This window comes from Nocardia miyunensis NBRC 108239, from assembly GCF_001613065.1.
In the GTDB taxonomy this organism is placed as follows: Bacteria; Actinomycetota; Actinomycetes; order Mycobacteriales; family Mycobacteriaceae; genus Nocardia; species Nocardia miyunensis.
Genome location: NZ_BDBQ01000075.1, coordinates 43,177 through 64,983, shown reverse-complemented (window position 1 = coordinate 64,983; position 21,807 = coordinate 43,177). Strand labels below are relative to the sequence as shown.

The 21,807-nt window shown below is 68.1% G+C and carries 19 protein-coding genes; 7 read left to right on the top strand and 12 right to left on the bottom strand.

The genetic code is table 11. From position 1 onward, the window contains the following. Positions 1–44: 44 nt before the first annotated feature. The 3 genes from NM2_RS31090 to NM2_RS31080 are packed head-to-tail and all read left to right on the top strand — an operon-like array spanning position 45 to position 3,400. Positions 45–1,181: a phosphotransferase family protein gene (locus tag NM2_RS31090; protein ID WP_067676279.1), complete on the top strand. Its 1,137-nt coding sequence runs from the start codon at positions 45–47 to the stop codon at positions 1,179–1,181. Between the two features lie 5 nt (positions 1,182–1,186). After that, positions 1,187–2,317 carry an Rv3169 family protein gene (locus NM2_RS31085; protein WP_067676276.1) on the top strand — a complete coding sequence of 377 codons (1,131 nt, stop codon included), beginning with the start codon at positions 1,187–1,189 and terminating at the stop codon, positions 2,315–2,317. Between the two features lie 45 nt (positions 2,318–2,362). Next, positions 2,363–3,400 carry a DUF2293 domain-containing protein gene (locus NM2_RS31080; protein WP_439956946.1) on the top strand — a complete coding sequence of 346 codons (1,038 nt, stop codon included), beginning with the start codon at positions 2,363–2,365 and terminating at the stop codon, positions 3,398–3,400. A gap of 228 nt (positions 3,401–3,628) precedes the next feature. Here the strand turns inward: NM2_RS31080 and NM2_RS31075 are convergent, their stop codons facing one another. The 3 genes from NM2_RS31075 to cobO are packed head-to-tail and all read right to left on the bottom strand — an operon-like array spanning position 3,629 to position 6,247. Further along, on the bottom strand, positions 3,629–4,021 hold the full coding sequence (locus NM2_RS31075) for a cobalamin biosynthesis protein (RefSeq protein WP_067676272.1): 393 nt from the start codon (positions 4,019–4,021) through the stop codon (positions 3,629–3,631). After that, positions 4,014–5,639 carry a cobyrinic acid a,c-diamide synthase CobB gene (locus tag NM2_RS31070; protein WP_067676271.1) on the bottom strand — a complete coding sequence of 542 codons (1,626 nt, stop codon included), beginning with the start codon at positions 5,637–5,639 and terminating at the stop codon, positions 4,014–4,016. The genes NM2_RS31075 and NM2_RS31070 overlap by 8 nt, the downstream gene beginning before the upstream one ends. Continuing rightward, the gene (gene cobO / locus NM2_RS31065; protein WP_067676362.1) at positions 5,633–6,247 is read right to left on the bottom strand and encodes a cob(I)yrinic acid a,c-diamide adenosyltransferase; all 615 of its coding nucleotides are present in this window, start codon (positions 6,245–6,247) and stop codon (positions 5,633–5,635) included. Before cobO ends, NM2_RS31070 begins: the two co-directional genes overlap by 7 nt. 159 nt (positions 6,248–6,406) lie before the next feature. On the opposite strand from cobO, the gene NM2_RS31060 reads away from it, so the two are divergent. Continuing rightward, a complete protein-coding gene (locus NM2_RS31060) occupies positions 6,407–7,255 on the top strand; it encodes an NAD-dependent protein deacetylase (RefSeq protein ID WP_067676270.1) in 849 nt (282 codons plus the stop codon). Between the two features lie 325 nt (positions 7,256–7,580). Here the strand turns inward: NM2_RS31060 and NM2_RS31055 are convergent, their stop codons facing one another. Continuing rightward, positions 7,581–9,575, bottom strand: coding sequence for a magnesium chelatase subunit D family protein (locus NM2_RS31055; protein WP_067676269.1), 1,995 nt, complete (start codon positions 9,573–9,575; stop codon positions 7,581–7,583). Positions 9,576–9,856: 281 nt separating this feature from the next. On the opposite strand from NM2_RS31055, the gene NM2_RS31050 reads away from it, so the two are divergent. Beyond that, entirely contained in the window at positions 9,857–10,606 is a 750-nt protein-coding gene (locus NM2_RS31050; protein ID WP_067676267.1) for an EI24 domain-containing protein, read from the top strand. A 54-nt stretch (positions 10,607–10,660) separates the two neighbouring features. On the opposite strand, the gene NM2_RS31045 is transcribed toward NM2_RS31050, so the two are convergent. Both NM2_RS31045 and mqo read right to left on the bottom strand, forming a co-directional pair. Then, positions 10,661–11,110, bottom strand: coding sequence for a GNAT family N-acetyltransferase (locus tag NM2_RS31045; protein WP_067676264.1), 450 nt, complete (start codon positions 11,108–11,110; stop codon positions 10,661–10,663). A gap of 21 nt (positions 11,111–11,131) precedes the next feature. Continuing rightward, positions 11,132–12,670 carry a malate dehydrogenase (quinone) gene (gene mqo, locus NM2_RS31040; protein ID WP_067676261.1) on the bottom strand — a complete coding sequence of 513 codons (1,539 nt, stop codon included), beginning with the start codon at positions 12,668–12,670 and terminating at the stop codon, positions 11,132–11,134. Between the two features lie 209 nt (positions 12,671–12,879). Here mqo and NM2_RS31035 point away from each other — a divergent pair, with 209 nt between their 5' ends. Beyond that, positions 12,880–13,896, top strand: coding sequence for an alpha/beta hydrolase (locus tag NM2_RS31035; protein ID WP_067676259.1), 1,017 nt, complete (start codon positions 12,880–12,882; stop codon positions 13,894–13,896). A gap of 214 nt (positions 13,897–14,110) precedes the next feature. Here NM2_RS31035 and NM2_RS31030 read toward each other — a convergent pair whose 3' ends face one another. From NM2_RS31030 to map, 3 genes are all read right to left on the bottom strand, one after another. Next, entirely contained in the window at positions 14,111–14,674 is a 564-nt protein-coding gene (locus tag NM2_RS31030; RefSeq protein WP_067676257.1) for a hypothetical protein, read from the bottom strand. 371 nt (positions 14,675–15,045) lie between these two features. Further along, positions 15,046–16,581 (bottom strand): cobyric acid synthase, encoded by a 1,536-nt coding sequence (locus NM2_RS31025; RefSeq protein ID WP_067676254.1) that lies wholly within the window; start codon positions 16,579–16,581, stop codon positions 15,046–15,048. A gap of 34 nt (positions 16,582–16,615) precedes the next feature. Then, a complete protein-coding gene (gene map, locus NM2_RS31020) occupies positions 16,616–17,479 on the bottom strand; it encodes a type I methionyl aminopeptidase (protein WP_067676251.1) in 864 nt (287 codons plus the stop codon). Between the two features lie 123 nt (positions 17,480–17,602). Here map and NM2_RS31015 point away from each other — a divergent pair, with 123 nt between their 5' ends. Next, positions 17,603–18,610 carry an LLM class flavin-dependent oxidoreductase gene (locus tag NM2_RS31015; RefSeq protein WP_067676248.1) on the top strand — a complete coding sequence of 336 codons (1,008 nt, stop codon included), beginning with the start codon at positions 17,603–17,605 and terminating at the stop codon, positions 18,608–18,610. Between the two features lie 14 nt (positions 18,611–18,624). Here NM2_RS31015 and NM2_RS31010 read toward each other — a convergent pair whose 3' ends face one another. Genes NM2_RS31010 through NM2_RS31000 form a run of 3 tightly spaced genes read right to left on the bottom strand, consistent with a single transcriptional unit; the run spans position 18,625 to position 21,802 of the window. Then, complete coding sequence (locus NM2_RS31010; RefSeq protein WP_218026024.1) at positions 18,625–19,509, bottom strand: carbohydrate ABC transporter permease; 885 nt, start codon at positions 19,507–19,509, stop codon at positions 18,625–18,627. Positions 19,510–19,514: 5 nt separating this feature from the next. After that, entirely contained in the window at positions 19,515–20,450 is a 936-nt protein-coding gene (locus NM2_RS31005) for a carbohydrate ABC transporter permease (RefSeq protein ID WP_084531741.1), read from the bottom strand. Positions 20,451–20,467: 17 nt separating this feature from the next. Next, entirely contained in the window at positions 20,468–21,802 is a 1,335-nt protein-coding gene (locus NM2_RS31000) for an extracellular solute-binding protein (RefSeq protein ID WP_084531740.1), read from the bottom strand. Positions 21,803–21,807 lie beyond the last annotated feature (5 nt).

Genomic DNA, 21,807 nt, shown 5'->3' with positions numbered 1-21,807 from the left:
AAGCACGGCACGCAGGCATTTCCAGAAGCCAGGAGGTCCCGATCATGTCGGACGATTCCGAGCCGGATCCCGAACAGCGGCGACAGCTCACCACCAGCGCCCGGGATCTCGACGACCTCGCCGAACGCCTGACCCGATGGCTCGCAGATACGGTCGGCTGCGACGGCACACCCATCCTGACCGATCTGCGCCGCCCCCAGGCCGGTGGCATGTCGAGTTCGTCGGTGCTGTTCGACGCCACCTGGCAGGTGGACGGGAAGACCGTCGAGGGCTCCTATGTGGCCCGCATGGCGCCGGAGGACGATTCCTTCCCGGTCTTCGAAACCTACGATCTGGCACGGCAATACGCGGTGATGGCGGGCGTGGCCGAGCACAGTTCGGTGCCCGTGCCGCCGCTGTGCTGGTTCGAATCGGACGAATCCGTGCTCGGCGCACCGTTTTTCGTCATGGGGCGGGTGGACGGCCGTATCCCCGAGGACAATCCGCCGTACGTGTTCATCGGCTGGCTGTTCGACGCCACCGCGGAGCAGCGAATGCTGCTGACCCGCAACACCATCGACATCATCGCCGACATACACGCCATCGCCGATCCGGCGGTGAGATTCCCGGCGCTGGCCGAATCCGGCGACTCGCTGCGCCGGCACGTCGATGCCACCCGGGCCTGGTACCGCTGGGCTCTGGCGGACGACGGTTACCCGATCCCGTTGCTGGAGCGCGCATTCGACTGGCTCGAGCAGCACTGGCCGCGCGATCCCGGGCCCGATGTACTCAGCTGGGGTGATTCGCGACCCGGCAACATCATCTACCGGGAGTTCGATCCGGTCGCGGTGCTGGACTGGGAGATGGCCGCACTGGGACCGCGCGAGCTCGACGTGGCGTGGGTGATCTTCATCCATCGGTTCTTCCAGGATCTGGCAACGCAATTCGGCCAGCCGGGACTGCCGGATTTCCTGCGCCGGGAGGATGTGGTCGCGCACTACGAGCGGGCCACCCGATACCGCCTGCGAGACCTGGACTTCTACCTCGTCTACGCCGCGGTGCGGCACGGGGTGGTGATGGCCCGGGTCAAGCGCCGGATGATCCACTTCGGCGAGGACACCGACACCCCCGACCGGGACGACTACGTCATGCACCGCAAGAGTCTCGAAGCCCTGCTCGACGGCACCTACGAATGGGATTGACAGGTATGAGCGAATCCGACGGCCGCGGCGTCGGCCCGGTCCCCGCACCGCTGGACGAATATCCTATCCATCAGACCCCGCTGTCGCTGGCCAGGGTCGGTACCAGTGACCGGAACTTCTACGACCGCAGCTATTTCAACGGCCACGACCGCGACGGTGGCACCTTCCTGGTGACCGGTCTGGGCGTGTATCCGAACCTGGGCGTCATCGATGCGTACGCGGCCGTGCGTCGTGGCGAAACCCAACGGGCCGTGCGCTTTTCGACCGAACTCACCGAACGCGGGCTGGACCAGCGGGTCGGCGGCTATCGCGTCGAGGTGCTCGAACCGCTGAATCGCATCCGGATCGTCTGCGAGCACGAGGATCTCGGCTTCGACCTGACCTGGACCGGGGCCTTCCCCGCGGTGCTGGAACAGCCGCATCTCATCCTGGCCGGAAATCGGCCGATCATCGACGCGTCGCGGTTCGCGCAGGTGGGCTCGTGGGCGGGCACGCTGCACGTGGACGGGACCGATACCACCGTGGATCCGCGGATCTGGACCGGCAGCCGGGACCGGTCGTGGGGTATCCGACCGGTCGGGGAGACCGAGCCCGCCGGACGCGCCGCGGCCTCCGGACCGGGCGGTTTCTGGTGGATGTACGTGCCGCTACGCTTCGACGACTTCGCCATCGTGGTCATCGTGCAGGAGAATCCGGACGGGTTCCGCACCCTCAACGATGCCACCCGGATCTGGGCCGACGGACGGGTCGAGCAACTCGGCTGGCCGCGCGTGCACATCGACTATCGTTCCGGCACAAGGATTCCCGTTGCCGCGCGGCTGGAGATGACCGCCTCCGACGGAAAGCCTGTGGAGGTGCACGTCGAGCCGCAGACCTTCATGGCGCTGCACATCGGCTGCGGCTACGGCGGCGATCCGGATTGGCAGCACGGCATGTGGAAGGGTGCGGACTGGTCCTCCTCGAACAGTTACGACCTGACCGATCCCGCTGTCGCCGGGCGCATTCCGTGGGGTGTGATCGATCATGTCGCACGCGCTCGATGCGGTGACGCCGAGGGCTGGGGGCTGTTCGAACACGCCAGCCTGGGGCGTCACGATCCGACCGGCTTCGCCGATTGGACGTCCGTGGCCCCCTGACCCGCCGCGGCCCGCCAGACCTGTCGGCGCGGTGTTCTATGGTTTCTGTTCATGTCCAAACTCCGGCGTCGAGTGGTCACGGCCGCGGAAGCGGCACTGGCCCAGCACAAGTACGTGTCCACGGTCGATGTGCTGGTTGGACTCGGCTGGCTGACCTCGGCGCACGTCGAGCGGTGGCGGCAGGGGCGAGCGCCCTCGCTGGCGAAGCTTGCCCCGGTGGACGGTGCGCGGCTGCGCGATGTCGCGGATCTGCTGGGCGAGTGGGCGCGCGAGAGCGGTCTCACCCCGAGCGATACCTCCTACCTGTCCGGCAGCCGCGATCGCGCGCCGCTGATCTTCGTCGGCGACGGTGACGAGGCGGTGTTCCGCACGCACTGGCTCTCCCCCGACCTGAGCCCGGCCCGCCGCGAGCAGATGGTGCAGCGACAGAACAAGGCGCCCGATCTCACGGTCGTGGCGGCCGCGGGAGCCTGGACCTGCGCGGAATGCGCGGACACCGGGCCGTATCAGATCATGTCCGATACCGGGCCGCTGTGCCTGACCTGCGCGGATCTGGACCACCTGGAATTCCTGCCCGCCGGGGACGCGGCACTGAGCCGACGCGCCAAGAAGGAGAGCGCCCTGTCCGCGATCGTGGTGCGGTTCAACGCCCGGCGCAAACGCCATGAACGCGTCGGCATCCTGGTCGAGGAACAGGCGCTGGCCCGCGCGGAGGAGCAGTGCCTGGCCGATGAGGACGCGCGGCTGCGCCGCCGCGAACGCGATACCGCTCGGCGCGCGGCACAGGACGTCGAATTCCAGGCGCGGATGGCCGCGGAGATCCAACGGCTGTTCCCGCACTGCCCGCCCGAGCGCGCCACCGAGATCGCCGACCATGCGGCGGTGCGCGGCAGCGGGCGCGTCGGGCGCAGTGCGGCGGCGAAAGTCCTTGCCGCCGAGGCGGTTACGCTAGCGGTCATCGCCTCGATCCGGCACCTCGACACCGATTACGATCGGTTGCTGATGGCGGGTACGCCGCGCAAGGAGGCTCGTGCGGCGATCCGCCCGACGCTGGATCGGGTGCTCGAATCCTGGCGGGGCTGAATCCGCCTCGGGTGCCGGGCCGCTATCGACGACTCGGTCACAAATCTCGCCGAACCCGTACGGTTCCCCACGCGGCTGAGCACAGGCTTCGACGTCTGGCCGCTATCGACAGGTCACAACCACAACCGAACCCCGAACCGTTCTGGCGCAACAAGTCCCGGCCGCCCGCGGTCGTCGCTGAACTCCGCACCGTTCCGTGGAGCCGAATCCGGTCTCGGACAGCGAGGCCTACCGGCAGCCGGCGACCGCGACCGTCACCGGACCCACAACAGTTTTCGGTGTCGCCAGATATCCTGTGCCACAGCATTTGTCGCAGGCGAGCAGTGCGGCGGCCTCGGCGACGCTGGCGGTGGCCACAGCGGCTCTCGTTCGTACGGCGGGATGCGGGACGTGCACCCCGGCCAGTTCGTCGGCGGTGAATGCCATGACCGGAACGCCTAGTTCGGCTGCGGCGGCTGACAGGCCCGATTCGCTCGCTCGGCGGTCGATCGTAGCTATGCAGCCGACCTGCTTGTCCCCCAGCACTTCCCGCACGGCGTGCAGGATATCCGCAGCGGAAGTCGCCGGGCGGCATCCAATGCCGACGACGATTTCGCCGCTGCCCGGACGTGATTCACACATCAGCACAAAGGGCCGCGTAATCCGCTGCGGCAGCGACGAATCCGGCGATCGTCGCGGGATTTCCGGCGGGGTGCGTGTGTAGATACGATGCGTGCACCCGATGGATCACCGCACCCTCGCGAACGGTGTCGCCGTTCGGTGAGCGCCAGGCCCAGGCCGGATCGGCGGACGCGGTGGAAACCAATCGGGTCCGATGGAATTCGTGACCGCGCACCCGTTGGCCGGTCGGCCAGAGCGGAGAGTCGTTCAGCGCCACCGCATCCCGATAGCCCAGCGTCAGCCGGGGCCCGAATTCGGCTGTCGCATCGACCACCCCGGCCATGCGGTGCCCGTCCAGGCTGCGGGTCAGATACAGCAGTCCGGCGCATTCGGCGTGCACCGGCATACCGGCGCGGGCCGCGGCGCGCATCGCGTCGAGCAGCCGATCGTTCGCCGACAGCTCCGCCGCGTGCTCCTCCGGGAACCCGCCCGGCAGAACCACACCCGCTGTTCCGGTGGGCAAGTCGTCGCGCAGCGGATCGAAGACCACCACCCGCGCGCCCGCCGCCGCCAGCAATTCACGATGCTCGGCATACCCGAAGGTGAACGCCGCACCTCCGGCCATGGCGATCACCGGACCGTCTCCGTCCGAGCCTCCGGTTGTTTCCGGCCCGGGAACATGAGTGACGTCCGCAAGCCGCGCATTGTCCGCCCGCGCCCGCGACTCCCGCGTATCGGTATCCGAGTAAGTCCCAATCGGCGCACCATCCGCCCACGCCCACGACTCCCGCACACCGGTATCCGACTGCGTCCGCGCATCATCCACCAACACTCGCGACTGCCGCGTACCAGCATCCGAGCGCCGCACAGTCGGCGCAGCGTCCGCCAACCCGCGCAATTCGGCGACCGGATCCCAGCTGGGCTCGGGCACCCGCGCCTCGGCCAGCCGGGCGATCGCGGCCAGATCCACGTGTGCGGCAACGAGTTCGGTCATCGCCTCGACCGCCGACCGCGCCGCCCCACCGTGCTCCACCGCGGGAATCAACCCCAGATGTCGTGAGGGAACAGCCAATTCGGCCATCCGCGGCAGCGCGCCCAGCACCGGCAGACCGACCCGATCGCAAGCGGCGCGCAACACCTGTTCGTGCCGCTCGCTGCCGACGCGGTTGAGGATCACGCCGCCGAGCCGGATTTCGCTGTCGTAGGTGGCGAATCCGTGCAACAGCGCCGCGAGACTCTGGCTGTGGCCGCGCGCGTCCACCACCAGCACGACCGGTGCGCCCAGCAATGCCGCGACCTGCGCTGTGGATCCCTCCGCGACCGACTGCGCCTGATTTTCGTCGATGCGACCGTCGAACAGGCCCATCACACCCTCGACGACCGCGATATCGCATCCGCGCGTCCCGTGCCGATACAGCGGCGGCACCCGCTCCGCGCCCACCAGCACCGGATCCAGATTCCGGCCCGGACGTCCGGCCGCCAGCCCGTGATACCCGGGATCGATATAGTCCGGGCCCACCTTGAAGGGAGCGACGGAATGCCCCGCACGCCGCAGCGCGCCGATCAAACCCGTTGCGAGAGTGGTCTTCCCGCTTCCGGAGGCCGGTGCGGCGACGACCACCGCGGGTGTGCTCACCATTCGATGCCGCGCTGGCCCTTGCGGCCCGCATCCATCGGGTGTTTCGTCTTCGTCATCTCGGTGACCAGATCGGCGGCGTCGATCAGCGCCCGCGGGGCATCGCGTCCGGTGATCACCACGTGCTGATTGCCGGGACGGGTGCGCAGGGTCTCGACCACCTCGTCCACATCGACCCACCCCCACTTCAGCGGGTAGGTGAATTCGTCGAGCACGTAGAACCGGTGCTGCTCGGCGGCCAGGCGGCGGGCGATCTCCTGCCAACCGGCCAGCGCGGCCGCGGCGTGATCCTCCTCGGTGCCCTGTTTGCGGGTCCAGGACCAGCCCTCGCCCATCTTGTGCCATTCGACCGGGCCGCCGGCACCGGTCTCCTCGTGCAACCGCCCGAGAGTGCGGAACGCCGCCTCCTCCCCGACCTTCCATTTCGCACTCTTCACGAACTGGAACACCGCGATGTCGAATCCCTGATTCCAGGCCCGCAACGCCATCCCGAACGCCGCGGTCGACTTCCCCTTGCCGGGCCCGGTGTGCACCGCCAGAACCGGCTGGTTACGCCGCTGCCGAGTGGTCAACCCGTCATCGGGCACCGTCTCGGGAACACCCCTGGGCATCGACACCGCTCCTTCCGCACATGAATCTGCTGCTCCACGTTGCCACACCCCGTCCCCGCCCCGGCCCCCGCCCCGGCCTGCGCCGCAGCAGCTCCCGCCTGTGCCGTGGGCATCGCCCTGTGCTCGGGTAGGTCCGATATCGGGTCGTACGCTGGATTCATGCCGGAACTTCTGACCGTGAGCGCTGTCGATCGGGTGCTCGACATCGTCGCGGGCCGCCGGGTGGCGGTGCTGACCGGGGCGGGATTGTCCACCGACAGTGGGATTCCGGATTATCGGGGGCCGAGTTCGCCGCCGCGCAATCCGATGACCTATCAGCAGTTCGTCGGGGATCCGGTGTTCCGGCAACGGTATTGGGCACGCAACCATGTCGGCTGGCGGCAGATGGACGCCGCGCGGCCGAATCCGGGACACCGTGCGCTGGCCCGGCTCGAACGCGCGGGCGTCGTCAGCGGGCTGATCACCCAGAACGTGGATCTGCTGCACACCAAGGCGGGCAGTCGCCGGGTGATCGACCTGCACGGCACCTATGCGCGCGTGCGCTGCCTGAGCTGCTCGGCCCTGATCTCCCGCATGCGCCTGGCCGACCGGCTCGAGGACGCCAATCCCGGCTTCGCCGAATCGGTCACCGACGGCATCGAGGTCGCCCCCGACGCCGACGCCGTGGTCACCGACACCGCGAACTTCCGCATGGTCGACTGCGAACACTGCGGCGGAATGCTCAAACCCGATATCGTCTATTTCGGCGAGAACGTCCCGAAGGACCGCGTAGCCGAGGCATACGACCTGGTCGAGGACGCCGATGTACTCCTGACCGCGGGCTCCTCCCTCACCGTCATGTCGGGCCTGCGCTTCGTGCGCCACGCGGCCAAAACCTCTCGCCCGGTCGTCATCGTGAACCGCGGCGTCACCCGCGGCGACCCGCTCGCCGCCCTCACCGTCGCCGCAGGCTGCTCCGAACTACTCACCGCCCTCGCCGACCAACTCACCACGACCCCCGCGCGATAACCACACACGCGAGCCGAATCCGCCTACCGAGGACCGCGGCCACGCCGAACTGATGGCGCAAGTTCTCGAGTCGGCTCGGCAGCCGAACCAGAAGCCACAGGGCAAACTCCGCACGCATCCGCGTCTTGGGAGCCAGTGCATTCGAAACGCGCTCGGACTGCGCGCCCGGGTATGCCCGCTGACCCGCAACGCCGGACACCGCCGCAGATTCACCGGTTATCTCAGCCGCACGAGCTCAGGTGACGCGCAAGCCGACGAGTTCGACTGCCGCCCAAGCTAATCGAGCCACTTCAACGGAACCCGACCAGCGCGCACGCCGCAGAACTTACGCCGCGCGGATCCCGGTCACCTGCGACCGCACGACGCCCGCCACGGAGTCGCCGGTGATCTCGGCCAGGCGGATGTAGGTGGCGCGCAGGTCGCGGGCCAGTTCGGCGGCCAAGCCCAAGCGGATCATGCCGCGTTCGCAGTCGACGACGACGCCGGTGACACCGTCGCGGGCCAGGACGCGGGCGGCGGCGCGGGCGCGTGGGACCGGGTCCGTGCCGCCGTTGGCGCGGCCATCGGTGAGCAGGACGACCATCGCGCGACGCTGCGGGTCGCGCACCCGCTCGCGCTGCACGACCGCGCGCGCCTCGACCAGGCCGCGGGCCAGCGGAGTCTTACCACCGGTGCGCAGACCCGCCAGACGACGCACCGCGATGTCCACCGAGGAGGTCGGCGGCAGAACCAGCTCGGCCTCGCTGCCGCGCACGGTGATCACCGCGACCTTGTCGCGCCGCTGATAGGCGTCGCGCAGCAGGGCCACGATCGCGCCGGTGACCGCGGAGAGTCGATCGCGGGCGGCCATCGAACCCGACGTGTCGACCACGAAGATCACCAGATTGCCTTCGCGCCCTTCGCGATACGCACCGCGCAGGTCGTCCGGCTCGAGAGTCAGCGGACCCGCGAACCGGCCGCGGGCGCGTTGATACGGTGCGGCGGCGAAGACCGTGCCGAGCAGATGCAGTCCGGCCGTGGCATCGGGTACCGCACGCACGACACGGCCGTGCCGGGTGCTCGCGCGCGAACGCCGTCCCGGCGCGCCCTCGCCGACGCCCTGCACCTCCCAACGAGGCGGGCGCGCAACCGAATTCGGCGGAGCGCCCGCCCGGCCCTCCGGCGCGCCGCCACCGCCGGGCGTATCGGGTCCGCCGTCCGGATCGTCGTCGGGACGCCCGCCGTCGCTATCCGAGCCACCCTGCTCCGAATCGGGCTCATCGGCCGGTGGGGTCTCCGATTCGCCTGTCGGACCGAATGTTTCGTCGGAGTTCTGTTCGGCGCGGGCGGCCTCCTCGGCGGCCTGCCGCATCGCCTCCTCCAGCTGTTCCTCGCTGATGCCGGGCTCGTCGAACGGATCACGCCGACGCCGGTGCGGCAGTGCGAGTTCCGCGGCGATACGCACGTCATCGGCTGTCACACAACGACTTCCGCGCCACGCCGCATGCGCGGTCGCGGTACGCGCGACCACCAGGTCGGCGCGCATGCCGTCCACGTCGAAGCTGGCGCACAGCGCGGCGATGCGACGCAACTCCACATCGTCCAGTTCCACCTCCCCGACCAGTTCGCGGGCGATGAGAATCCGGTCGGCGGTCTCGCGATCGGCCTCGGCGTACCGGTCGGCGAATCCGTTCGGATCCGCTTCGTAGTCCAGGCGACGGCGCACGACGGCCATGCGCACATCCACATCGCGGGAGGCGGCCACGTCGACGGTCAGCCCGAATCGGTCCAGCAGCTGCGGACGCAGCTCACCCTCCTCCGGGTTCATCGTCCCGACCAGCACGAACCGGGCCGGATGCGAATGCGACACCCCGTCGCGCTCGATATGCACCCGTCCCATGGCCGCGGCGTCGAGCAGCACGTCGACCAGATGGTCGTGCAGCAGATTGACCTCGTCCACGTAGAGCACGCCGTGATGCGCGGCCGCCAGCAGACCCGGCCGGAACGCCTGTTCGCCGTCTCGCAGCACCCGCTGCAAATCCAGCGACCCGACCACCCGATCCTCGGTCGCCCCGACCGGCAGCTCCACCAGCCGCGCAGGCCGCTGGGCACCCCGCTCATCGGCGACCGGCGGCAACAACTGCGCCAGCGCCCGCACCACGGTCGACTTCGCGGTCCCCTTCTCCCCGCGCACCAGCACGCCCCCGATCCCCGGATGCACCGCACACAGAATCAGCGCCAACTGCAACTGCTCCTGCCCCACCACCGCCGAGAACGGAAACCCGGCCTCACCGGATGCTGATACGGAACTCGCGGCGACATCGACTGCGGACTCGGACACGCCCCAACTGTATTGCGCATCGACGACGTCCTCGCCGCCGCCCTCCTGTGACCAGCCCCACCCACACAACTCTTCGCAAGCCGCGCAGACCGACGCTGTCGTGGTCGCCCCGCGAACGCTTGGTCCGCGCAGCCGGACCGGCGCGCGCCGTCCCGGTGCGCGATGAGCTGGCCGCGATTCGCAAGCGGTGCGCTCGACTCCCCGGTCCGCGACGATCCGGACCGCCCACGGAAACCCTCGCCGCTCAGTCGTTTTCGATCGCGGGCGAATAGACTGCGCGCGTGCGGGATCTGGCTGCGGGGTTCGGGTATCTGTTGCAGGGGCAGCGGTGGGTGGCGGCGCATCGGCGGCGGTTCGGGTACGCGCTGGTGCCGGGGCTCATCGCACTGGTGTTGTATCTGGCCGCGATCGTCGCGGTGGCGTGGTTCGTGGGTGATGTCGTCGCGTGGGCGACACCGTTCGCCGATCACTGGGCCTCGCCGTGGCAGGGTGTGCTGCGCGGCTTCCTGGACGTGTTGCTGCTGGTGCTGTGCCTGTTCCTGGCGGTGATCACGTTCACCGCGCTGACGTTGGCACTGGGGCAGCCGTTCTACGAGGCGCTCGCCGGGCACGTGGACCGGAGCCTGTCCCCGGGCGACGCGCCGCCGGGACCGGGTTTGTCCACCTGGCGGATGATCAAAGACGGCATCGCGCTGGTGCTGCGGGCCGTGGTGTGGGGTGTGGTGCTGTTCGCGGCCGGATTCCTGCCCGTGGTGGGGCAGACGGTGGTTCCCGTCGTGGGCATCGGCGTCACCGGATTCTTCCTGGTGCAGGAACTCACCACCGTGGCCATGCAACGTCGCGGAATCGCCCTGCGCGACCAGCTGACGTTGCTGCGCTCACGCCGGATGCTGGTGTGGGGCTTCGGAATTCCGCTCGCCGCGGCATTTCTGGTGCCGTTCGTCGCGATCGTGCTGATGCCGGGCGCGGTGGCCGGAGCGACCCTGCTCACCCGCGAGGCACTCCACGAGCCGACGAAACCCCGCACCTGAGAACAACCGAAACAGACGGTCCCGCAACCACTTCCGAGTTGCGGGACCCGCAGGCTAACCGCGCCGCATCGGAATGTGCGGGATACCGTCCTCGATGTACTCCGCGCCGTCGGTGACGAACCCGTGCTTGGTGTACATATCGATCAGGTAGGTCTGCGCATTGAGTCGCACTGTGGCCGAACCGGTTTCGGCGAGCGCGGCCTGCAGCAGCCGCGTGGTGTAACCGTGCCCGCGGGCCGACGGCGTGGTACACAGACGGCCGATGCGGAACGATTTCACCCCGTTCTCGTGCTCCTCGCTCAGGCGCAGCGTGCTGATCGCCTCACCCTCGTCGTCGAGCCACAGGTGCCGGGTCTCCGGCAACAGATCCAGCCCGTCCAGTTCTGGATACGCGCATTTCTGCTCGACGACGAAAACCTGGACGCGAAGCTTCAACAGCTTGTAGAGGGTCGCGGTGTCCAGATCCGCGGCCCACGACCGTTTTAGAGTAACCGTTGACATCATCGCGTCTTGCTATCACATCGCTCAGCTCTGCGCGAGTTCAGCCTTCGGTGTGTTCGCGGTCAACCCGAGCGCCTTGTTCGACCAGTCCCACACCTCGTGGTACAGAGCCTGATTCTCGGACAGCTTGACGCCCAGCGAGGGAACCATGGCCTTGAGTTGCGGCGTCCAGTCCGCGTACTCGCGCGGGAAGCAGCGCTGCAGCACGTCCAGCATGGCGCTGACGCAGGTGGACGCGCCCGGCGAGGCGCCCAGCAAACCCGCGATGGAACCGTCGGCGGCGTTGATGACCGCGGTGCCGAGTTCGAGCACGCCCCCGACGCCCTTGCGACGGATGATCTGCACGCGCTGACCGGCGGTGATCAGCTCCCAGTCGCGCGCGTCGGCGCGCGGAATGAACTCCTCCATCGCGTTCACCTTGCCCGCTGGAGACTTCAGCAGCTCGCTGACCAGGTACTTCACCAGGCCGAGTTCGGTGACGCCGACACCGAGCATCGGGGTCAGATTGCCGGGGCGGATCGACTTGAACAGGTCCCCGTACTTGCCGTCCTTGAGGAACTTCGGCGTCCAGCCCGCGTAGGGGCCGAACAGCAGTCCGCGCTTACCCTCGATCACACGAGTATCCAAGTGCGGCACCGACATCGGCGGCGCACCGACCGCGGCCATGCCGTACACCTTGGCCTCGTGCTGAGTGATCAGCTCCGGATTGATGCACCGGAAGAACTGCCCGCTGACCGGGAATCCGGCGAAGCCCGCGATCTCGGGGATCCCCGCCTTCTGCAGCAGCGGCAGCGCGTAACCGCCGGCGCCGACGAAGACGAATTTCGCGTTCACCGTGCGGGTCGAGCCGGTACGCGTGTTGCGCACCTTCACATCCCAACTACCGTCGGACTGCTTGGACAGGTTGCGCACCTCGGTGCCGAACGCGGTGTCGACGCCCGAGCGGCCCAGATAGGCCAGCAGCTGTTTGGTGAGCGCCCCGAAGTTGATATCGGTGCCCTTCTCACTCCAGTTCAGCGTGACCGGCTCGCTGAAGTCGCGGCCCTTGGCCATCAGCGGCAACCGCCGGGCGAACTCGTCGGGCGAGTCGATGAACTCCATCCCCTCGAACAGCGGGTGCCGGGCCAGCGCCTCGTACCGCTTGCGCAGGTACTCCGCGCCGTCCGCGCCGTGAGTGAAGCTGACGTGCGGAATCGGGTTGATGAACTCCGACGGAGTATCGAGAACGCCGTTCTCCACCGCATAGGACCAGAACTGCCGCGAAACCTGGAACCGCTCGTTGATGTCGACGGCCTTGGACACGTCGACGCCGCCGTCGGCGGTGCGCGGGGTGTAGTTGAGCTCACACAACGCGGAATGCCCGGTACCGGCGTTGTTCCAGGGGTCACTGCTCTCCGGGGCGGCGGCGTCCAGGCGCTCGAACATCGTGATCGACCAGTCGGGCTGCAGCTGGCGAAGCAGTGCGCCCAGCGTGGCACTCATGATGCCGGCACCGATGAGGACTACATCGGTCTTTTCAGTCATCGCAGCGTTCGACACGGGTAGATCGACTTCCTTGTCCATATGCGCGGTCGCGCCCCGGGCGGACCCAACCTGGGCATTGTGTTGTGCGTCACCGGAATTCCGGCGAATACGGCGGGTAAGAGGTTACCCGTCGTTCACTTCAACCTGATTCTGCCCCTCGGCATGCCCGTTTTCGAAACCGCCACACCCGCGGTGAGCGGGTCACCTGTACCGCGACGCCGCTGAGCGGGTCGAATATCGTGGAGCCTGTGACGAACGAGACGCCGCTGGCCCAGCCCCGGACCGACTCCTGGCAGCCCGACATCCTGGGCGAGGGATACGAACAGCGCCGGATCCCCCTGGGACCCGACCCGGACGGCGAGGGGACCGTCGAGGCCACCCTGGTCCGATACCTGTCCACGGCCGAGGCGACCGCCGCGGTGCTGTACGTCCACGGATTCACCGACTACTTCTTCCAGCGGCACCTCGCCGAGCACATGGCCGCGCAGGGCCACCGCTTCTTCGCCCTGGATCTGCGCAAGTGCGGGCGTTCGCGACGTGAGGGGCAGACCGCGCACTACGTCACCGATCTGGCGCTGTACGACGCCGAGTTGAACGAGGCGCTGCGCATCGTGCGCGAGGAGACGGGCCTGCCGGTGCTGGTGATGGGCCACTCCACCGGCGGACTGGTGACCCCGCTCTGGCTGGACCGCTTGCAGAGCGCCGAAGGTGTTGCCGCACAGGGAATTACCGGACTCGTACTGAACAGTCCCTGGTTCGATCTACAGGGCCCGGCCTACTACCGGACCGTCGTCGGCAACACCCTGATCGACGGACTGGGCCGCCTGCGCGCCATGGCCACCCTGCCCGGTTCGAAGGTCACCACCTACGGCGACAGTCTGCACCGGAGCTCGTCCGGCGAGTGGGACTACGACCTGGACTGGAAGCCGCTGAGCGGATTCCCGGTGCATTTCGGCTGGTTGCGCGCGATCCGGCAGGGGCACGCCCGGCTGCAGCGCGGCCTGGACATCGGCGTACCCGCGCTGATCCTGCGCTCGAAAATGACCAAGTTCATGCGCGCGTACGGCCCCGCGGCCGATGTCGCGGACACCGTGCTGGACGTTCGCCAGATCCAACGCTGGTCCGGCTGCCTGGGTGAACGCACCAACATCGTCCCGATCGAGGGCGCCCGGCACGATGTGTTCCTGTCCTCCGAGGAGGTACGGCAGCAGGCGTTCACCGAACTCGATTCCTGGCTGCGCTGGCTCGCCGATCACCGATCATGACATCAGCCCCGCACGCCGAATCGCGTCGGAGACAACAGCTTCAACACCTCGTTTCACCAGCCCCGTAGAACGCCGACCCCCGGTTTGCGGCGCGGCTCGCCGCCCGGACGCGTGGCCGGGCGCGAGAACGAGTGCCCGACACGGGGCCGGGCGGTGAGCCATCAGGGCGCCGCGAACCCCGCCGGAGCGGAGGGGAGGCAGAACTTACAGCCGGTTACCACTGGCCGCTGCGCAGCACGATCTCCGTGGCGAATTCCTGGGCGGCCTCGGCGGCCGGATCGGCCACGTCGACCTGGGCGACGCGGAATTCTCCGTAGACGTGGCGAGCGGCGGCCTCGGCGGCCGCTCGCGGCAGATCCTTGGTCGCGACGACGGTGGTGGGGATCTCGACGGCCGGGCAGCTCGCATCGGTGACGGTGTTGTCCGCGCCGGGGGCGGCGGGATGCCCGCGTCCGGCGACAACCAGCCCCATGAACCGGCCGAAACCGCGTGCGGCCAGCTGCCAGGCCAGATCGGCGCCCGCGCCGTAACCGGCGAGGTTGGCCCACGGGACGCCGATGTCGTCCAGGATCGCGTAGATCGCCGCGGTGTCGAGTCCCTCGATCGATTCCAGCACGATCGTGCGCAGATCCGAGGTGTGCAGGCGGGCACACACCGCGTCGTAGACGTCGGCCGGGGCGCCCGTGTCGGGCAGCAGCACGACCGTGTGCCGGAACTGCGAGCCATCGATTCGAACGGTCCAGGCGCGGTCACCGACCGCGATCCGCCGTGTTTCCATGTCGACTTACGCTACACGGCCCACGCCCCGGGAACTTCGTGTCGCTGCCCACGTACCGACGCCCGCGGAGAGCTCGGCCACGCGGGGCGGGCGAATCGTTGCGCGGACCACTCTCGGCCGGTCGAGAGCATGTTCTCACGTCCCGAGCGAACTCGGCGCCCGCCAGCGGGTACCAGCAGTCCGAAGACACCCGGCAGTGCTCGAACGTCCCGCTTGCGCACTCTACGGCGCGGGCGCGGAGCATCGGTGATCAAGGATCCGGTCGTGCGAGGGCGAGGGTGAGCAGCCGGACGACACGGCAGTGGGACCAGAAGCCCCGACTCCATGGCATCGAGGGTGAGCAGCCGTGCCGGACGGGTCCGCCGTCCTGATCAGGCGTCCCGGTTCCGCGACGTCGAGAGGATCGGCACACCGGACGGCGCCCCGGCCGTGATCAGGCGTTCCAGTTCGCCGATGTCGAGATGCTTCTCGAGCAGGTCGGCGAGCAGGTCGAGCTGGGACTCGCGTTCGGCGACGGCCGAAATATCCTCGGCGACACGGAATCCGGTGCGTCCGGCCTGCTCGGCGACCTCGCGCAACCAGGCCCGGCGGAATTCGTCGGACTCCATCAGACCGTGCAGGTGCGTGCCGCGGATCGGCCCGCGCGCACTGCCTTCCGCGCGGCCGTCGTCGAGTTCGAGCCAGGCGGGATCGCCGGTTCGGCGCGCGCGGCCGTAGTGGATCTCGTAGCCGCTCAACGGAATTCCGGAGTCTGCGGCGCGACCGGTGGTATGGCGCAAGACCTTCGGTTCGGTGAACTCGATGTCCAGATCCAGCAGGCCGAGTCCGGCGACCTCGCCCGCACTCGATTCGACCTCGTCCACGATGCGCCGGGCCAGCATCTGATATCCGCCGCAGATGCCCAGGATCGGCCGCCCGGCCGCGGCACGCGCGCCCAGGGCATCGGCAATTCCGGTGCGGCGCAACCATTCCAGATCGCTCACCGTGGATTTACTGCCCGGCAGCACCACCAGATCGGCGTCGGTCAGCCGGGACGGATCGTCCGCCCAGCGCACCGATACCCCGGGCTCGCAGGCCAGCGCCTCGACGTCGGTGGAGTTGGAGATGCGCGGCAACCGGATCGCCGCGACGGTCAGCCACTCGGTCCCGATCGGCGGGCGCGGGCGGCCGACCGGTGCGTCGGCGACGGTGCCGAGGGAATCCTCGGCGTCGATCCACAGGTCCTCGGCGAAGGGCAGCACGCCGAGCGTGGGACGTCCGGTGAGCTCGGTGAGCGTATCGAGACCGGGTCGCAGCAACTCGACGTCGCCGCGGAATTTGTTGACGATGAACCCGCAGATGAGTTGCTGGTCTTCGGGTTCCAGAATCGCCACGGTCCCGAACAGGTGCGCGAGCACCCCACCGCGATCGATATCGCCGACCAGCACGACGGGCAGATCCGCCGCCCGCGCCAACCCCATATTCGCCAGATCCGTTGCCCGCAGATTGATTTCGGCGGGCGAACCGGCCCCCTCGCAGATCACCACATCGAATTCGGCACGCAGCGAGGCCAGTTCATCGGCCACCACCGCACGCAACCGCCGCCGATGCCGGAAATAGTCCCGCGCGCCGACCGTATCCACGGCCCGTCCCCGAACCACCAGCTGCGAACGCCGATCACTCCCGGGCTTGAGCAGCACCGGATTGAACCGCACACTCGGCTCGAGCCCGCACGCCCGCGCCTGCAACGCCTGCGCCCGCCCGATCTCCCCGCCATCGAGCGCCACCACCGAGTTGTTCGACATGTTCTGCGCCTTGAACGGCGCCACCCGCACCCCGCGCCGCGCCAGCATCCGGCACAACCCGGCAACCACGACGCTCTTTCCCGCATCCGAGGTCGTCCCGGCGACCAGCAGTGCCCCCTTCACCGCGCCACCTCGTCCGGCGCAGAGGGGTACCCGCTCACGGGAGGGTGAGGATTTCCGCGCCGGTGTCGGTGACGACGAGGGTGTGCTCGAACTGGGCGGTCCACTTGCGGTCCTTGGTGACGACGGTCCAGCCGTCGTCCCAGATCTCGTAGTCGATGCCGCCGAGGTTGATCATGGGCTCGATGGTGAAGGTCATGCCGGGTTCGATGACCGATTCGATCGCGGGCTGGTCGTAGTGCAGGATCACCAGGCCGCTGTGGAAGGTGGGGCCGACGCCGTGGCCGGTGAAGTCGCGCACGACGCCGTAGCCGAACCGGTTGGCGTAGGACTCGATCACGCGGCCGATGACGTTCAGCGCCCGGCCCGGCCGCACCGCCTTGATCGCCCGCATGGTCGCCTCGTGGGTGCGCTCGACCAGCAGCCGCACCTCCTCGTCCACGTCACCGGCGAGGAAGGTGGCGTTGGTGTCGCCGTGCACGCCGTCGATGTACGCGGTGACGTCGATGTTGACGATGTCGCCGTCCTCGATGATCGTCGAGTCCGGAATGCCGTGGCAGATCACCTCGTTCAGCGACGTGCAGCAGGATTTCGGAAATCCCTTGTAGCCCAACGTGGACGGGTACGCGCCGTGATCGCACATGTACTCGTGGGCGATGCGGTCCAGATCGTCGGTGAGGACGCCGGGGGCGACGGCCTTGCCCGCCTCCTGGAGCGCCTGCGCGGCGATCTTGCTCGCGATGCGCATCTTCTCGATCGTCTCGGGCGTCTGCACCCACGGTTCACTACCCTCGTTGACCGTTTTCTTCCACGCGTACTCCGGACGCGGGATCGATCGCGGAACCTCACGGATCGGGGACTGGACGCCGGGGACGAGCGGCTTGCGGGTGCGTACTGCCATGCGACAAGAGTATCCGCACCGAGCGTCCGGATTCTCGGCACTCCGCGCCGCCGACCCCCGCGGAATTTATCCGGACCACGGTCCGTTTAGGCTGTCGACATCGGTATCACGGGAGGAAGAACAATGGAACTGGGATTGACGACCTTCGCCGAACGGCATGCGGTCGGCGACCGCCCGGCACCGAGCGCGGGGGAACGGTTGCGGCAGGTCGTCGACGAGGCCGTCGCCGCCGAACGCGCAGGTCTGGACGTATACGGCGTCGGCGAGCACCATCGGCGGGACTTCGCGGCGTCCGCACCCGCGGTGGTCCTGGCGACAATCGCCGGACGCACCGAGCGGATCCAGCTGACCAGCGCGGTGAGCGTGCTCAGCTCCGCGGATCCGGTACGGCTGTACCAGGAATTCGCCACTCTCGATCTGCTCTCCGACGGTCGCGCCGAACTGATGGCGGGACGTGGGTCCTTCACCGAATCCTTCCCCCTGTTCGGCTACGACCTGGCCGACTACGACGACCTTTTCGACGAGAAACTCGCTCTGCTGCTGCATCTACGCGCGGACGAGCCGGTGACCTGGTCCGGCCGTTTCCGTCCCGCACTGCACGACACCGTCGTCCAGCCGCGCACCGACCGGCCGCTGCCGGTGTGGATCGCGGTCGGCGGCAGCCCCGAATCGGTGGTGCGAGCCGGGCTCCTGGGCCTGCCGCTGGCCATCGCCATCATCGGCGGCCAGCCCGCGCGATTCCGCCCCCTGGTCGACCTGTACCACCGCGCTCTCGAGGAGGGCGGGCACGATCCGCAGCCCATCGCGGTGCACGCGCACGGCTACATCGCCGACACCGACGAACAGGCCGTGGCCGACTTCTACGAACCCTACGCCGCCGCGATGAGCGGCCTGGGCCGCGAACGAGGCTGGGGCGCAATGACTCCCGATCAGTTCGAAGCGCTGCGCTCACCCGCCGGATCCCTGTTCGTCGGCACGCCGGACCGCGTCGCGGAGAAGATCGCGGGAATCCGCGACACCCTCGGCCTGGACCGCTTCATGCTCCACCCGAGCGTCGGCACCCTGCCCCACGACAACGTCCTGCACACCATCGAGTTGCTCGGTGAGAAGATCGCCCCGCAGGTTCGCTGAGACGCGCGGGTCGGTCAACCCTTGAGTCCGGTGCTGGCCATCCCCTCGACGATGCGGCGTTGGAACAGTACGAAGACCGCCAGCAGCGGCAGCGCGCCCAACACCGCCGACGCCATGATCTCGGCGTAGCGCGCGCCGTAGGTGGAGGTGAGGGAGGCCAGGCCGACCGGGATCGTCATGGTCCGGGTCGAGCTGAGCACCAGCAGAGGCCACAGCAGGCTGTTCCACGTCCACACGAACACGAAGATCGCCACCGCGGACACCGCGGGTCGGCTCAGCGGCATATAGATCCTGGAATACACCCGGAACCAGCTGGCCCCGTCGACGCGGGCGGCGTCACCGAGTTCGGAGGGGATTCCGGCGAAGAACGACAGGAAGACGAACACCGCCACCGGCACCGCGATCGACGGAAGGATCAGCGCCCAATAGGTATTGGTCAGCCCGATCGAGGCGAACTCCTGGAACATCGGCACCATCAACGCCTGCGGCGGCACGAGCAATCCGATCAGCAGCAGCCCGATCACGACGCGACGTCCGGCGAATCGCGTACGCGCCAAGGCGAATCCGGCCATCGAACAGCACACGACCGCGAACAGCGCCGAAATCGCCGCGGTCAGAAAGCTGTTCATGTACCAGGTGAGGATGTCGGTGCTGCCGATGACCGAGCGGTAGGCCGCCAGGGTGGGATGCGAGGTCCACCAGGTGGTCGGATCGGCGGTGATCTCGCCGTCGGGACGGAACGACAGATCCACCGCCCACAGCAGTGGAATCAGCCAGATCACCGCGAACAACACCAGAACCACCGCGCACAGCGTGCGGAAGGCGCGGCCGCTGCTCACGTGTGGTCCGGCGCTGTCTGTGCCGAACTCTGCGCTGTCCGAGGCGGATTCGATGCTCACCGCGCTCATCCCTTCCTGCCGATGATCCGTCCGGCCACCAGCCACAGCGCCGAAACGGCAAGTATCACAACGAGATACACCAGCGACGCGGCATCCGCGTAACCAGCGCGATAGTCGGTGAAACCGGACTCGTAGATGTATTCCAGCGCCGGCCGGGTGGAGAAATTGGGTCCGCCGACGAGCACCAGGTAGATCTGGTCGAACACCTTGAGCGAGGCGATAACCTGCAGGGCGACCACCAGTGCGGTGGTACGCCCCAACAGCGGAACGGTGATGTGCCGGATCGTCGCCCATCCGCGCGCGCCGTCGACGGCCGCCGCGTCGTAGACGTCGCGCGGAATATCTTGTAGCGCAGCGACATACAGCACGTAATTGAACCCGACCGTCCACCACAGCGTCAGCAGAGCCATGGAGATCATCGCCCAGCCCGTCGAGCCCAGCCAGTTCGGCGCGGTGATGCCGATCGCGGTCAGCCAGGTGGTCGCCAGGCCGATCTGTGCGGCGTAGACCAGGCCGAAGATCAGCGCGACCGATGCCGACGGGATGACGTACGGTGCGAAGAACACGAAGCGGTAGAACCCTCGTCCGCGGCGCACCCGCTCGGTCAGCAGCGCCAGCAGCAGGGAGATCACCACCAGCGGAATCGTTGTGTAGAGGGTGAACTGGACGCTGTGCCACATCGAGGACCAGAAGTCCGCGCTGCTCAGCACCTCGGCGTAGTTGCCCAATCCGCGGGCGCTGCCCAGTCCGGAATGCGCGATGCTGGTGTTGAACAGGCTCATCACCGCGCCGTAGCCGAGCGGACCCAGGAAGAACAGCACGTATAAGACCAGGAACGGCAACGACAGATACAGGCCGCTGCGCCGCCCCTGACGGGCGTCCGCGTCACCGCGGACAACGGTGGGCACGGCCGGACGCGGCGCCGGGATGGTGACTGCCATGGTGACTCCTGCGCTGGCTAGGCGGGTGAGGGGATCTCGGCGAACTGCTCGAGATTGCGGCGCATATCCGCCAGCGCCGCGCGGGGCGCCAGGCCTCCCTGTTGAACGGCCGAAATGGCCTGGCCCATGAAGATTTCGAGCTCCGATCCGGATCCCGAATACCAGGCGGGTTCGTCGTAGTGCACGCTGTCGGCGACATAGGTGTACGACGACTGCGGGACCATCGACTTGTAGGCCTCGCTGTCGCGCACCGGGGTGAAGGCCGGAATATGTCCGCCCGCGGCCCAGATCTGGCTGTGCTCGAGCATGGTTCGGATGAATTCCAGCGAGCGGGTGGTCTTCGCCGGTGTTCGGCCGGCGTCGTGCGGCAGCACGAAGGTATGCGAATCTCCTTGGCACGCATATTCATCACCGAACACGTGCGGGAAGCCCGTCATCCCGAAGGGGGTCTTGTTGGTCAGGTAGACGGTCACATCCCACTCGCCGTCGAACATGAATCCGGCCGCGCCGTTGGAGAACAGCACCGGCACCCCGGTGTCGTCGACCTGTGCGGCCATGAGTCCCTCATCGACCATGGTCTTGATGAAGTTCAGCGCGGTCAGCGCCTTGTCGTCATCCAGGGCAACGCGAGATCCGTTGTCCGCCAATATGGTCCCGCCGAGCTGCCAGTACAGCGTGGAGAACAGCCGCCAGCACATGGCCGGATCGGAGATGTCCGCGGTGACCACCCCGTACTTGCCGGTCACCTGCTTGGCCGCGCGCAGGGCATTGAGCAAACCATCCACTCCCGCAATGGTTTTCAGGGTACCGTCGGACTCGAGCAGCCCGGCCTTCTCGCACACCTCTTTGTGGTAGTAGAGCACGTAGGGGTGGGTATCCAGCGGCACGGCGTAGAGGGTGTCCCCGACATGACAGCGTTGCCACGCCGCGGGGGTGAATTTATCCGCGGTGAGGCCGAATCGGGCCAGATCGGCGGGTGCGATGGGGTCCAGCAATCCGGCCTCGGCCAGCGGGGTCATGCGGGTGGCGTGCGAGATGGCCACATCCGGTGGCATCCCGCCGCGCGCGGCCAGGGAAAGCTTGGTGTAGTAGGGATTTCCCCAGGCCAGCGTGACGGCGTCGAGATGGGTCTCGGGGTGGGCGACCTGATATGTCTTCTGCAGGGCGGTCATTCGCTCGCCGTCGCCGCCGGTGAACAGATTCCAGTAGGTCAGGGTGTTACTCGGCGGAGGTGCGCCGTACAGGCCGGTCGTCAGGGGGGATCCGCAGGCCGACAGGGCCATCGCCGTCGCGCCCAGGCCGAGGGTTCCGCGCAGCAGGTCGCGGCGGCGGATGCCGCTGTGTTCGTACACCGTCG

Excerpts from the sequence above, each read along its gene's own strand:
- NM2_RS31045 (WP_067676264.1), bottom strand. The coding sequence starts at position 11,110 with ATGATGTCAACGGTTACTCTAAAACGGTCGTGGGCCGCGGATCTGGAC.
- map (WP_067676251.1), bottom strand. The coding sequence starts at position 17,479 with ATGGCAGTACGCACCCGCAAGCCGCTCGTCCCCGGCGTCCAGTCCCCG.
- NM2_RS31015 (WP_067676248.1), top strand. The coding sequence starts at position 17,603 with ATGGAACTGGGATTGACGACCTTCGCCGAACGGCATGCGGTCGGCGAC.
- NM2_RS31085 (WP_067676276.1), top strand. The coding sequence starts at position 1,187 with ATGAGCGAATCCGACGGCCGCGGCGTCGGCCCGGTCCCCGCACCGCTG.
- NM2_RS31090 (WP_067676279.1), top strand. The coding sequence starts at position 45 with ATGTCGGACGATTCCGAGCCGGATCCCGAACAGCGGCGACAGCTCACC.
- NM2_RS31030 (WP_067676257.1), bottom strand. The coding sequence starts at position 14,674 with ATGGAAACACGGCGGATCGCGGTCGGTGACCGCGCCTGGACCGTTCGA.
- cobO (WP_067676362.1), bottom strand. The coding sequence starts at position 6,247 with ATGCCCAGGGGTGTTCCCGAGACGGTGCCCGATGACGGGTTGACCACT.
- NM2_RS31070 (WP_067676271.1), bottom strand. The coding sequence starts at position 5,639 with ATGGTGAGCACACCCGCGGTGGTCGTCGCCGCACCGGCCTCCGGAAGC.
- NM2_RS31005 (WP_084531741.1), bottom strand. The coding sequence starts at position 20,450 with ATGGCAGTCACCATCCCGGCGCCGCGTCCGGCCGTGCCCACCGTTGTC.
- mqo (WP_067676261.1), bottom strand. The coding sequence starts at position 12,670 with ATGGACAAGGAAGTCGATCTACCCGTGTCGAACGCTGCGATGACTGAA.
- NM2_RS31060 (WP_067676270.1), top strand. The coding sequence starts at position 6,407 with ATGCCGGAACTTCTGACCGTGAGCGCTGTCGATCGGGTGCTCGACATC.
- NM2_RS31075 (WP_067676272.1), bottom strand. The coding sequence starts at position 4,021 with ATGTGTGAATCACGTCCGGGCAGCGGCGAAATCGTCGTCGGCATTGGA.